We start from the raw sequence: 13092 nt of genomic DNA, 5'->3' as shown, positions 1-13092 counted from the left end.
TAGCTGAAACGTATCAGGTTGCTTCATGCACAGATCACATTTTTTATTCTCTTAACTGCAACAAAATCACTAAACATGCGTTAACAATCTCATTTTTTGACTGATACAGCGGATAAAACGCTGTCGGTGACTGTCATCACTGTTTTTCATATCTTCCGTTTGTAACCTGCTGGCTGTTTGGCTAAATCAATTCAGCTAAAGGATGAAGAAATGAAAAAAACTCTGGCGGCAATGACGGTATCAATGCTGTTTTCCACACCTGTTCTGGCCCAGTCATGGTTGCTGACGGATGCTGAAAGCGGCATGGATAAAGGCAACTGGTCTATCAGCAGTCAACAGCTGAAGCTGGAAGGGCAACCCTTCAGCATTGAGCAAAAAGTTCTGCATGGCGGCAAGCAGGAGGGTACAAAAGTGATTACCCTGCGCAGCGATAATGGGCTGACTATCGCCCTTAGCCCCAGCCGCGGGATGGATCTGCTACATGTTAACGGACACGGCGTGCGTATGGGCTGGGATTCGCCGGTAGATGAGGTGGTCAATCCCGCTTATATTAACCTGGAAAGCCGCAATGGCCTGGGCTGGCTTGATGGCTTTAACGAAATGATGGTGCGCTGCGGCTTTGAATGGACCGGTCATCCGGTAAGCAAGGACGGCATGCTCTATACGCTGCACGGCAAAGCGGGAAATACGCCTGCATCACGAGTTGAGATCGTTGTTGATGATCATGCGCCACATGAAATCCGTATTCGCGGCCTGCTAAAAGAGCACACCTTTAAAAAAGCGAACTTCAGCACCTGGACAGAGCTGCGCTATATCCCTGGCAGCGACAGCTTTACCATTCATGATGAGTTGACCAATCAAAGCGACTATCCGCAGGATTACCAAATCATCTATCACAGCAACTTCGGCACGCCAATTCTGGAAAAAGATGCCCGCTTTATTGCGCCAGTGAAAAGTGTCTCTCCCTTTAATGATTATGCGAAGCAGGGGCTGAAAAACTGGAACACCTACGACGCGCCGACCAGGGGATTTGATGAGATGGTATTCAACCTGATGCCGCTGGCAGATGCGCAAGGCAAAACGGTGGCGGCGGTTATCAACAGTAAAGGCGATAAGGGCGCGGCCATTGAGTTTGATACCCATCAACTGCCGTTGCTGACGTTGTGGAAAAACACCGATACCCTGAAACAGGGTTACGTTACCGGTATTGAACCCGGCACCAACTATGCCTATCCGGTCACCATTGAGAAAGAGCAGGGACGGGTAAAACAGCTTCAGCCGGGGCAAACTCAGGCCTTCACCCTGACCTATACGCTGCTGAAAGATGCGCAGGCGGTGCAAAAAGTAGAGCAGCGGGTTAAAACGTTACAGGGCGATAACGCACCGCAGCTGGAAGAGAAACCGCTGGCAGTGGAATAAATATGTTGCAAGCGATCGCATGGGGCGATCGCTTTTACTGGAGCGGCTCGCTTAGCGCAGCACCTGCGGATTAACGCAGTTCTTTTCCACCTTGCCCGCCAGCGCGGCGATCAGGTTTTCTACCGCATCACGTGCCATGCCGTAGCGGGTTTCATGCGTTGCAGAGCCAATATGTGGTAGCGCCACGACGTTGGGCAGTTTCAGCAGTTCTGAATCGGCTGGCAGCGGTTCCTGTTCAAACACATCCAGTCCGGCAGCATGAATGGTTTTATCTTTCAGGGCCGCAATCAACGCCTGCTCATCCACTACCGGTCCACGGCCCGCATTAATTAAAATGGCGCTCGGCTTCATTTTTGCCAACTGTTCCCGGCCAATCATATGGTGCGTTTGTTCGGTCAACGGCAGGCTAATACACAGAAAATCGCACTCCTGCAGCAGTGTATCAAGATCGCAATATTGCGCGTTAAAGCGCGTTTCAGCGTCTTCATGATGTCTGCGGGCGTTATACAGAATCGGCATGCCGAAGCCATGATGCGCGCGCTGCGCCAGCGCCAGGCCAATGCGGCCCATGCCCAGAATACCCATCTTTTTGTGGTGCACATCGATGCCAAACCAGTCCGGCCCGATGCTGCGTTGCCACTCACCGGCCTTAACCCGCCCGGCGACTTCCACCACACGACGGGCGCTGCTTAACACTAATGCCATTATGGTGTCGGCGACGGTCTCCGTCAGCACGGTTGGCGTATGCATCAGCACAATGCCGCGCTGGTTCAACGCATCAACGTCGAAATTGTCATAGCCTACGGAAATCGTCGAGGCGGCGCGCAGCTTCGGCATTTTCTGCAGCAGCGCGTCATCCACTTTACAACTGGAACCGATAATGCCCTCCGCACGGGCAAACAGATCCGCATGTTCATCTACGATTTCCGGCGTCAGGCCTTTAATGGTGGTTACGGTAAAGTGCGCATCAAGACGGGCACGTAAATCATCAGGCAACGTTTTGTACAACACCACTTCAGGCTTCATATCAGACTCCATCCGCCGGTCAGGCGGTAAAACGAAAAGGATTGATTGGTGGTTTGAGGCCGGGCGAGCCCGGCCTTTACGCACGGGCTAATCAGGCGTGCCTGGCCGTGCGCCCGGGCGAGGGGGAGCGTTTGTTCTCCGCCGGTTTAACGATCAACGTCAGGAATACCGCCACCAGCAGCGCCACGCCCATGAAGATATAGGATGCCGCCGGGCTACCGGTTGCACCGTTAAGGTAGCCGACGATCCATGAACCCAAAAACGAACCGAGCGCGCCCATGCTGTTGATTAGCGCCATCGCGCCGCCCGCCACGTTACGCGGCAGCATTTCAGGAATAATGGCGAAGAAGGGGCCGTAAGGCGCATACATTGCCGCACCGGCAATCACCAGCAGGCTGTAAGAGAGCCAGAAGTTACTGGAGCCGACCAGCCATGAGCCAAGGAATGCCAGCGCGCCGATCAGCAGCAAAGGCCAAACGAACAGTTTACGGTTTTGCATCCGGTCAGAAGCCCACGACACCACAATCATCGCAATCGTCGCCGCCAGGTATGGCACGGCAGAGAGCCAGCCCGCTTCAACCATGCCCATTTCGGTACCGTTGCGTAAAATTGACGGCAGCCACAGCACAAAGCCATACACGCCGATGCTCCAGGCGAAATATTGCATACAAAGGATAATCACATTGCGCGATTTAAACGCTTCACGATAGTTGCGTACCGCTTTGATCCCTTCCTGCTCTTTACGCAGTTGCTCCTGTAGCGCAGCTTTTTCCTCTTCGCTCAGCCAGCTTGCCTGAGAGGGTTTATCCTGCACCAAAAACCACCAGCACACCGCCCACAGCACCGCCGGCAGCCCTTCAATAATAAACATCTCGCGCCAGCCGAAGGCGTTGATCAGATAGCCAGAGACCACCGACATCCACAGCACGGTCACCGGATTACCCAGGATCAAAAAGGTGTTAGCACGCGAGCGCTCCGACTTGGTAAACCAGTTGCTGATATAAATCAGCATTGCTGGCATTACTGCTGCTTCCACCACGCCCAGCGTAAAGCGGATTGCCGCCAGCATCGGGATATTGCTCACCACACCGGTCAGCGAGGCACAAAGCCCCCACAGAATCAGGCACCAGAACACCAGCTTTTTCACGCTGCGACGTTCAGCGTACACGGCGCCGGGGATCTGGAAGAAAAAGTAGCCCAGGAAGAACAGCGCGCCCAACAGGGAGGACATCCCCTTGGTAATGCCTAAATCTTCATTAATACCGGCTGCCGAGGCGAAGCTAAAGTTTGCACGATCGAGGTACGCCAGGCTGTAGGTGATAAAAATGATGGGGATGATATACCACCAGCGTTTCGGCGCGATTGTATGCTTGGTCATGAGCTTATCCTCTGTTGAGGCGCATATTCTGATGACGGCGTCATCGACATGCATCGTTATAACGAGTCGTAGGGTTTGTCGCTCAGTAGTCGCCCAGCTCGGCACGCGTCGGTAAACCTTCGCTATCGCCGATCGCCTGGATAGCCAGCGAGCCAATCTTGTTGCCGCGACGGATAGCCTGCGGCAGCGGCTTGCCTTCCAGCAGCGCGCTGATCACGCCAACGGCAAACCCGTCGCCTGCGCCCACCGTATCCACTACTTTCTCGACGCGAATGGCTGCAACCTGTGCTTTATCACCCGAGGCGGTTTTATACCAGGCGCCGTCGCCGCCGGTTTTAATAATCACCGCTTTGACGCCTTTATCGAGATAAAAGTCAGCGATCGCCTCTGGCTGGCGGTAACCAGTGAGGATCAGGCCCTCTTTTTCGCCCGGCAATACCCAGTCGGCATAGCTGGCCAGCTGATTAAGCTGTTTCACCATCTCCTGTTCGCTCGGCCACAGCACTGGACGCAGGTTAGGATCGAAAGAAAGGGTTTTACCCATGGCGCGCATCTCCTGCGCCGTATGGTTTAACAGCGCCAGCGAGCTGGCGGAAAGGGCTGCCGCCACGCCGCTTAAATGCAGATGACGAGCTGCGCCAAAATAGTCGCGGTCGAAATCGTCTACAGAGAGATGGCTGGCGGCGGAGCCTTTACGGAAATATTCCACCATTGGGTCGGAGCCATCCTCAACTTTCGATTTCAGTTGAAAGCCGGTGGGATAGCGCTTATCCGTGGTAACGCGCTGATGGTCAATGCCCTCTTTTTCCAGCTGCTGATGAACAAAGCGGCCAAAGGCATCATCGCCAACCCGGCTTACCCAGCCCACTTTCAGACCGAGACGCGCCAGGCCGATAGCGACGTTAAGCTCCGCGCCGGCAATGCGTTTGGTAAAGGTTTCTGCTGCAGCCAGATCGCCTGCCTCTCTGGCCACGAACATCGCCATCGCTTCACCGATGGTCACCACATCCAGCGCGCCCTGCGGTTGGTTTTGGTTAATCATGATTTACTCCCCACGCAGCAGGTCAACATAATGGCGCGTCACGGCCACCAGATCGTCACCCTGGAGCGGAAACTCAATACCGCGCGGTACGTTACCGGGCAGCAGGTTTAACAACTCTCGCCAGCTGTTATCGGCATCGTCGAGTGCAATAGCACGCCAGCTGCAGTTATGAGGTACAGCCGCTTTCACATGAATATAGCTGACGTAATGTGCCAGCCGACGCGCTGCGGCCATGGCATCATCACCGGTCCACTGCCAGTTGGCCATATCAAAAGTCATCTCAAAATGGGTATGCGGCTGCTCAAAGAAAGGCGCGATGGCCGCAAGCGTACCGTATTCAGTCTGATCGTTTTCCACCACCAGGCTGACATTGCTGACAGGCAACGTAATCTCTGTGCCCGGCTGATAAGGGCCCAGCGACACTTTCAGCCGCTGCGCGCGCAGTTGCTCTGCCTCATGCAGATAGCGTTCCAGCAGTGGATTCACCTTGCCACCTTCGACAAATAGCGCATCGGGAACAGAATAAGAGGCTTTCAGCCGATGTTCAGCAACGGCTTCAGCCAGCTGTGGCAGGCTTTGCAGCTCAGATTCCGCCAAAAGTTCACGCCGGATCTCTACGCCGTCAGCACCCGCTTCAGCGATGATGGATAATAACGCCAGTTGTCCACCCAGCGCGGTAACTTTTTGATGACCGTACGCAGCGGTCACGACAATAATTTCTGGTTTCATCTTTTCCTCCGGGGCTACAGCATGTGAACCCGCCTAAAGAAAAGCTAATTGGAACCGGTTCCAAAGCAAAGTTGGAAAGTATGGAATTATGATCGCGCTCACGATGTAAGCTATTTTGTTCCACGAATCATCTGATTCGTCACAGAAGGGGGCTCCCGACGCAACAAGCTGTGCTGGCCGGGGTAAAAAATGAATTAACCTAAAGCACGGCTGGAGCCGCGAATCACTAACTCGCCGCTGAATGTCTTCTCTTCAATAGTTGTGGCTTCGCCTTCAATACGCTGGATCACCCGCTCCAGCGCCGCATAGCCGATCTGCCAGGTTGGCTGTTTCAATGTGGTGATGCCGTCGCCTGCCAGCTCAGCCCACTCCAGTTCGTCAAAGCCCAGCAAGCCGATTTGCTGGCCCCAGTTCAGGCCCAGCCGTCGCAATGAGCGCGCTACCTGCAGCGTCAACGCGCCGTTAGCCACCAGCAATGCCGCAGGCTGTTGAGCATGGCGCTGGTAAAAGTCATTGATAATACGATCCATGGCGCTGGCGTCGCTGAGCGCTGCCTCTGCATTTTCACTAATGATGGTTGTATGGCGCGCACAAACCTGGCGGAACGCCTGCAGGCGCTCCAGACGGGTATTCACCAGACCAAGCGGCTCACTGAGAAACAGCAACGCCCGGTAGCCGTTCTTCACTAAATGCTCGGTTGCAACGGTCGCCGCCTGGGCATTATCCAGCCCGACCACGTCACAGGAAAAATCAGGGATTTTGCGATCGATCAGCACCATCGGCAGCAGCGACTGCTGTAGGCGATTCAGCGCATCTTCGCGCATCCCGACGGCGTTCACCACAATACCTTCCACCTGATAGCTGCTGAGCAGCTGCAAATAGTGTTGTTCCTGATCGATTTCGTTATTGGTATTACAAACCAGCAGCGTAAAGCCATGAGCGCGGCAGGCCGCCTCAATACCGCACAGCACATCCACTGAATAGGGATTGGTAATATCGGCGATAATCAGCCCGATAAGACGGGTGCGCCCTCGTTTCAGGCCGCGCGCCATTTGATTAGGGCGATAATTAAGCGCGGCGATCGCCTGCTCAATCCGTTGTTTCAGATCTGGCGAAAGCGCATGCTGCTCGCCGTTGAGGTAACGGGAAACGCTGGTTTTGCCGGTTTTTGCCACCCGGGCAACATCACTAATGGTGGCGCGTATAGCCTTTTGCTTCATCTCTTTCTTCACTCCGCGAATTCGATGAGAGACTAACACAGCTTACTGTTGGGAGTTAGCATCAGGACAGGAACGGTAAAAAGGGAAAAAGCGTACGGATAAAAGGGGGCTGCGGCCTGCCTGCCCCCTGAAGTTGTGTTATGACAGCGGGCTAAGCGTAATTTCAACGCGACGGTTTTGCGCTTTGCCTTCTTCCGTGCTGTTGGACGCGATTGGGTTATCCGGGCCCATGCCGCCGGTGCGTAGACGATTGCTGGCAACGCCCTGCAGGATCAGCGCGCTGGCAACGCTATCGGCACGCTGCTGCGACAGACGCATATTCAGCGCGCGCGTACCGGTGCTATCGGTATAGCCAACCACGTTAACGGCGGTTTTCGGATACTCTTTCAGTACCATCGCAACACCGGTCAGCGTCTCCGCGCCCGCAGGTTTCAGCGTGCTGCTGCTGCTGTCGAAGGTGACATTATTCGGCATATTCAGAATAATGGTATCTCCGCTGCGCGTTACGCTAACGCCGGTGCCGCGCATTTTGTCACGCAGCTTGGCTTCCTGCACATCCATATAGTAACCCAGGCCGCCACCCAGCGCTGCGCCGGAAGCTGCGCCAATCAGCGCGCCTTTGCCGCGATCTTTTTTCGACGAAGAGAGCACGCCAACGCCTGCGCCAACCAGCGCCCCCATACTTGCGCCGATACCCGATTTCCCTGCCTGCGACTCCCCGGTGTATGGGTTAGTGGTACAGCCGGAAAGGGCAACGGCCCCGCTCAATAACAGTGACAAGGCAATAATATTTTTTTTCATCTTCTATCCTGTAAAAACCAACTAACAAGCGCACCCGCTTAAAGCGGTCATTATGCCGCGTAGTGCTTCAGGAAATATCCAGGAATTTCCTCAGATTTGTAAAGATTCAGCGCGGCTGGTTATCAGGATGGCGGAAACAGGTCGTTATATGGTCATTAACCAGTCCGCAGGCCTGCATAAAGGCGTAACAGATGGTGGAGCCGACAAATTTAAAGCCGCGCTTTTTCAGCGCTTTCGACAGGGCGAGCGAAACCGGCGTCTGGGCGGGAACGGCGGCGCCATCGGCAAAATGGTTGATTTGCGGTTGCCCATCAACAAACGACCAGATAAAACGCGAGAAATCATCGCCGTTTTCCTGCATTGCCAGATAAGCGCGCGCGTTGGTGACGATGGCATTGAGCTTGGCGCGATGGCGAATCAGCCCGCTGTTTTGCATCAGGCGATCGATATCGCTTTCGTTCATTAACGCCACGGCATGCGGATCGAACTGATAAAAGGCGGCGCGGTAGTTTTCTCGTTTTTTCAGCACCGTAATCCATGACAGCCCCGCCTGCTGACCCTCCAGACAGAGCATTTCAAACAGTATTCTGCTTTGGGTTTGCGCAATGCCCCATTCGCGGTCGTGATAGGTTTGATAAAGCGGATCGGTTGAAACCCAGCCACATCGTTGCATCTGTCCCTTCCTGTCTGGTCAGTCTGATCGAGACTGGCAGCTTATCATGCTGCCGCCCGGCGATTTTAACGCATGAAATGAGAAATATGGTTATTTAGCACGCATATAATCAGCGCGCTAATCTTTACCAGGGAGATTTCATGTCCGACGATATAAAAATCATTGCTGTAAAATTTGCTGGCTTTTTTGGCTGTGCGATCTTTCTTGCGTTGATGATGGGGTTGGTTTTTATTGATGTAAACTGGATGAACGACGCGTTGCATGAGACGTCGTTTACCGAAATTTTTCAGGAAATTCAGCTGGCGGTGATTGCCCTGATGTTCTTTGGTCAGGCATTCAGGCAGAAAAATCTGCGCTACAGCCTGTTGCTGATTGGCGGCTTCTTTACCTGTATGCTGATCCGCGAAATGGATTTCCTGTTTGATCGCATCCACCACGGTACCTGGATCTGGCCGGCGCTATCCGTGGCGCTTATCTGCATCTGGCGAGCGGTGCTGCATCCCTCCGCTACGCTCTCAGGGCTGGTTCATTTTCTCCACCATCCCAGCTGGAATATGATGGCTGCGGGCCTGCTGACAATTTTAATTTTTTCACGTTTGTTTGGCATGCATGAACTGTGGGAAACGCTGATGCTCGACGGCTATAACCGCACGGTAAAAAATATGGCGGAGGAGGGTACGGAACTGCTGGGATACAGTTTTTGTCTGCTTGCCAGCCTGCGTTACCTTTGGGATTTACGCTACGTGAAACAGGAAAAAATCGGCATCGCCTGGCAGTCTCAGTATTAAGCAACAGGCGATTCCAGGCGCTAAACTTGATAGAATAGCGCCTGTTTTGGCGGCTACGGCAGCCAGTTACGTTTTGCCTGCAACAGAATCCGGAAATCACCATGTCTGTCAAGATTTTAACCTCAACTGTCATTGGCCTCGACGCGTTTCGCCAGGATCCGATCGGCGCGCTTTCTGCTGCAGGTGCGGGAGCGGTTGCCGTGTTCGATAATAATGCGCCGGTGCTGTATGCGGTAACTCCTGACCGGCTGGCACAGCTTCTGGAGCTGGAAGCGGCGGTACGCCAGCCGCAAAGTGATGTGACGCTGGATGAACAGCTCTATAATGATACGCTGACGCACCCGGTTTCAGTGCCGGTCGGCAAGTTTATGATGTACCCGGGCTGGCGACCGGACGCCGATTTTCAGCGCCAGGCCGCCATCTGGGGCATTGCGCTAAGCGAGCCGGTTACGCCCGCCGAGCTGGCCGCCTTTATCACCTGGTGGCAGGCTGACGGACGTCCTTTCCATCATATGCAGTGGCAGCAAAAACTGGCGCGTAGCGTCCAGCAGAGCCGGGCAGTTAACGGAAGCAGAGCGCAGCGCGATGTTAATCAGCTGCCTGAACCCGATCACACAATCCCTGATGGTTTCCGAGGTGAATAATGAAAACGCCCGCTGAGTTATTTAACCGTCTGCAACGGATGATGCCGGCCCATATCAAGCCTAAATTCCAGAACGGCGAAGAGCTGTTGGCCTGGAATCAGGAGCAGGGTCGCCAGCGTTCGGAGGCGATTGCGCGTGAAAATCGGGCGATGAAAATGCAGCGTATTCTGGGTCGATCCGGCATCCGCGAGTTGCATATGAACTGCTCGTTCGATAACTATCGGGTAGAAAACGAAGGGCAACGTAAAGCGCTGGAACAGGCACGCCGTTATGCTGATGAGTTTGATCACAGTATCGCCAGCTTTGTGTTTTCTGGCCGTCCCGGCACCGGGAAAAACCATCTGGCCGCGGCGATTGGCAACCACCTGATTTTGCGCGGTAAAAGCGTGCTGATCGTGACGGTCGCCGACCTGATGTCGATCATTAAAGGCACCTTCAACGGCGACAGCGACCGCACCGAAGAACATCTGCTGCACGATTTCAGCACCGTGGATCTGCTGGTGATTGATGAAATCGGGATGCAGACGGAATCACGCTATGAAAAGGTCATTATCAACCAGATCGTTGATCGTCGCTCCTCTTCCAAACGGCCGACCGGCATGCTGACCAACCTCGATCACAGCAATATGGTTAAGCTGCTGGGCGAGCGCGTGATGGACCGCATGCGTCTGGGGCAAAGCCTGTGGGTGAACTTCAACTGGGATAGTCATCGCGGGCGTATTACCGGCAACGAATATTAAGCTTTACGTCTGCGCGCACCGGCGCGGGCGTTTTTCCTCTTCTGCGCTGCCCCAACTTCGTCAATTATTGTAAACCGGACGCTCACCTGTCAGGCGACCGCTCGTTTGTGCTGGTGCATTATCTGACGCCGCTGATATCGGTATTTATCTCCTCTACCTTTTTGTCGCTGGAGTCCCTGGCGGAGGAGCTGGAGGATCCCTTTGGCACTTCGGCTAATGATTTGCCGCTTAGCGCGCTGTGTAACGGCATTGAAATTATTCTGTGTGAAATGCTCGATCGGCCTGGACCAGAAAGATACGCCCGGATGCAAACTGTGTACTGACATAACTTTATCTGGCTGTCCGCCTTCTCTGCTGGCAGCCCGACGACCACCATTACAGCCAGGTCAGTGGGATGCCAGAAGATATTTATTTATAAAATTTATTATTTATATTTAACAATTCAGTGACTTTACTTCTTTATCCTGACGGCCCTTTTCTGGCGGCAATAAGTGAAATTAAACGCTTCATCTCCTGTTGATGGCCTCTCTTTGCTCAAAACCTCACTTTATATTGGTAAATTTCCTAAAGCGTGGCTTAACCAAGTCGATAACCCTACATCGTCCCAGTTTTTAACATAAAGGTGAGCTATGAGCGGTTTGGCGGCGTTGGTGGCAGGTTTTAATAATGTGAGCGTGGGTAAGAAACTCACATCTGGTTTTATTCTGGTGCTATTGATCATGGTTGGGATTGCGGGAGCCGGTATTAAAGGCTTTGACAATATCCAGACGGATGCGCAAAAACAGCAAATTATCGTAAACATGGTGCAGCAGCTTAATGTGGCTCGCCTTAACCGCACGCTTTATCAATATACCGGCGAAAGCCGCTACAGTACTGAGAATACTCAGGCTTTACAGCAGGTAAAACAGCTGGGGCAGTCGCTTTACCAGTTTAGCTGGCACCCTGAAGGGAAAGCGAAGCTGGATATGATGAAACAGGTAATAGAAAACTACCTTACGCAGCGTGACAGTTTTGTCAGCGCCGTTAATCAGCGTAGCGCGCTGTTAAAAGAGATGAACATTCATACGCTGGCTGATTATGGTCGCAGCAGTGAAGCGCTATCTGGCCAGGTGGCTACCGATGCGGGCATCGTACTGGCGGCTTCTCGTCTGGAAAGTGCTATTCAGCATGCGTTAAAAGCCTGGCCTGACTTCATTGCTAAGCCTGATGAGGCGCAAAAGGCCAATATCGTGAATAAGCTCAGTGCGGTAACCCAGCGTGCCGAGCTGCTGAAAAGCCATCTCACCAGCGGTGAAACCAGCTGGGTTGCCGGGTTAATACTGGATACGGCGCGCCTGAGCGCAACGCTGGATAGTTATCAGACTGCTTTTTCTCATCAGGAGAGTGAGTCCGCAGGGTTGACCGCCACGGCAGGAAAACTGAATGCTGCGGTCAACGATCTCTACGAGGGACAGATGGCGAATGTGACGAACACCATTACGCAAGCCAATGCCATTATGTATGGCGCGGCGATACTGGGCGTGCTCGCAGGGTTAATTATCGCCTGGCGAATTACGCGCAATATTACCCAGCCGTTACGTGAAACCTTGCAGGTAGCCAACCAAATTGCCGCAGGCGATCTGACTGCCCATATCGATACGCAGCGAGGCGATGAGCCAGGCCAGTTAATGCAGGCGGTAGGCCGCATGAACCAGAACCTGAAAGAGATTATCGTTCAGGTGCGTCAGGGTGTAGATAACGTGGCGCGCGCCTCGGCGGAAATCGCCGCCGGGAATATCGATCTCTCTTCACGTACCGAGCAGCAGTCGGCGGCGGTGGTAGAAACGGCTGCCAGTATGGAACAGCTTACTTCTACCGTGAAACAGAACGCGGAAAATGCGCATCAGGCCAGCAGTCTGGCGCAGGAAGCTACGCTGAATGCCGGACGTGGCGGTAAAATCGTGCAGGATGTGGTGATCACGATGGATGAGATCAGCACCAGCTCGCGCAAAATTGCCGACATCATCAATGTGATTAATGGAATCGCTTTCCAGACCAACATCCTGGCGCTGAACGCAGCGGTAGAAGCCGCGCGCGCCGGTGAACAGGGACGCGGCTTTGCCGTGGTGGCGGGCGAAGTACGCAGCCTGGCTCAGCGCAGTGCAACGGCGGCTCGTGAAATCGAAGCGTTGATTAACCAGGCGGGTGAAAAGGTGAATAACGGTTCACGTCTGGTGAGCAGCGCTGGTCAGGCAATGGAAGATATTGTCCGTTCGGTCTCACAGGTGAGCAGCATCATGCATGAAATCGCCCACGCTTCTGAAGAACAGAACCGGGGGATTACGCAGATCGGTCAGGCGATGACGGAAATGGATACCACAACGCAGCAGAACGCCGCACTGGTGGAAGAGTCTTCCGCTGCGGCCTCTTCGCTGGAAGAACAGGCGAGGCAGCTGGAACAGACGGTGGCCGTGTTCAAAACGGCCCCGCAGAGTGTTGCCGCACGTAGTGCTGTAGTCCAGGAATCACGCTACGTTGTCGCTGCGAAAAAGCAGGCCGCGCCCGCTGCCGCAGGCGGTTGGGAGCAGTTCTGATTGCAGGCTCCGCCCGAGGGCGGAGCTTTTACGTTTGTGGCTGGCGGCTCCGGCATCAC

Annotated in this window: 12 protein-coding genes and 1 pseudogene; 6 read left to right on the top strand and 7 right to left on the bottom strand. The window is 54.0% G+C overall.

The features are described 5' to 3' along the window. Positions 1–210 precede the first annotated feature (210 nt). Positions 211–1419, top strand: coding sequence for an aldose 1-epimerase family protein (locus ACQE3Y_RS08695; RefSeq protein ID WP_426981447.1), 1209 nt, complete (start codon positions 211–213; stop codon positions 1417–1419). A 51-nt stretch (positions 1420–1470) separates the two neighbouring features. Here the strand turns inward: ACQE3Y_RS08695 and ghrB are convergent, their stop codons facing one another. The 7 genes from ghrB to ACQE3Y_RS08660 all read right to left on the bottom strand — a co-directional run bounded on the left by ghrB (position 1471) and on the right by ACQE3Y_RS08660 (position 8288). Further along, positions 1471–2445, bottom strand: a complete 975-nt coding sequence (gene ghrB, locus ACQE3Y_RS08690) for a glyoxylate/hydroxypyruvate reductase GhrB (RefSeq protein ID WP_426981446.1) — start codon at positions 2443–2445, stop codon at positions 1471–1473. A 91-nt stretch (positions 2446–2536) separates the two neighbouring features. After that, positions 2537–3823, bottom strand: coding sequence for an MFS transporter (locus tag ACQE3Y_RS08685; protein WP_426973801.1), 1287 nt, complete (start codon positions 3821–3823; stop codon positions 2537–2539). Positions 3824–3905: 82 nt separating this feature from the next. Further along, positions 3906–4865 carry a sugar kinase gene (locus tag ACQE3Y_RS08680; protein WP_426981445.1) on the bottom strand — a complete coding sequence of 320 codons (960 nt, stop codon included), beginning with the start codon at positions 4863–4865 and terminating at the stop codon, positions 3906–3908. A 3-nt stretch (positions 4866–4868) separates the two neighbouring features. Then, positions 4869–5594: a sugar phosphate isomerase/epimerase family protein gene (locus tag ACQE3Y_RS08675; RefSeq protein WP_426973803.1), complete on the bottom strand. Its 726-nt coding sequence runs from the start codon at positions 5592–5594 to the stop codon at positions 4869–4871. A 194-nt stretch (positions 5595–5788) separates the two neighbouring features. Then, positions 5789–6814, bottom strand: coding sequence for a LacI family DNA-binding transcriptional regulator (locus ACQE3Y_RS08670; RefSeq protein ID WP_426981444.1), 1026 nt, complete (start codon positions 6812–6814; stop codon positions 5789–5791). A gap of 138 nt (positions 6815–6952) precedes the next feature. Continuing rightward, entirely contained in the window at positions 6953–7615 is a 663-nt protein-coding gene (locus tag ACQE3Y_RS08665; RefSeq protein WP_426973805.1) for an OmpA family lipoprotein, read from the bottom strand. A gap of 106 nt (positions 7616–7721) precedes the next feature. Continuing rightward, a complete protein-coding gene (locus tag ACQE3Y_RS08660; protein WP_426973806.1) occupies positions 7722–8288 on the bottom strand; it encodes a DNA-3-methyladenine glycosylase I in 567 nt (188 codons plus the stop codon). A gap of 140 nt (positions 8289–8428) precedes the next feature. On the opposite strand from ACQE3Y_RS08660, the gene ACQE3Y_RS08655 reads away from it, so the two are divergent. From ACQE3Y_RS08655 to ACQE3Y_RS08635, 5 genes and pseudogenes are all read left to right on the top strand, one after another. Further along, entirely contained in the window at positions 8429–9076 is a 648-nt protein-coding gene (locus ACQE3Y_RS08655) for a hypothetical protein (RefSeq protein ID WP_426973807.1), read from the top strand. A 101-nt stretch (positions 9077–9177) separates the two neighbouring features. Then, positions 9178–9720: a primosomal protein DnaT gene (dnaT, locus tag ACQE3Y_RS08650; protein ID WP_426973808.1), complete on the top strand. Its 543-nt coding sequence runs from the start codon at positions 9178–9180 to the stop codon at positions 9718–9720. Beyond that, the gene (gene dnaC, locus ACQE3Y_RS08645; protein ID WP_085069096.1) at positions 9720–10460 is read left to right on the top strand and encodes a DNA replication protein DnaC; all 741 of its coding nucleotides are present in this window, start codon (positions 9720–9722) and stop codon (positions 10458–10460) included. Before dnaT ends, dnaC begins: the two co-directional genes overlap by 1 nt. A 113-nt stretch (positions 10461–10573) precedes the next feature. Then, positions 10574–10788 (top strand): annotated as a pseudogene (locus tag ACQE3Y_RS08640) (bestrophin family ion channel); the annotation flags it as partial. Positions 10789–11089: 301 nt separating this feature from the next. Further along, complete coding sequence (locus tag ACQE3Y_RS08635; RefSeq protein ID WP_426981443.1) at positions 11090–13033, top strand: methyl-accepting chemotaxis protein; 1944 nt, start codon at positions 11090–11092, stop codon at positions 13031–13033. Positions 13034–13092 lie beyond the last annotated feature (59 nt).

The sequence above is a fragment of the Pantoea sp. FN0305 genome, assembly GCF_050113845.1.
Classification (GTDB): domain Bacteria; phylum Pseudomonadota; class Gammaproteobacteria; order Enterobacterales; family Enterobacteriaceae; genus Mixta; species Mixta alhagi.
This window is presented reverse-complemented; position numbering and strand designations above follow the sequence as displayed.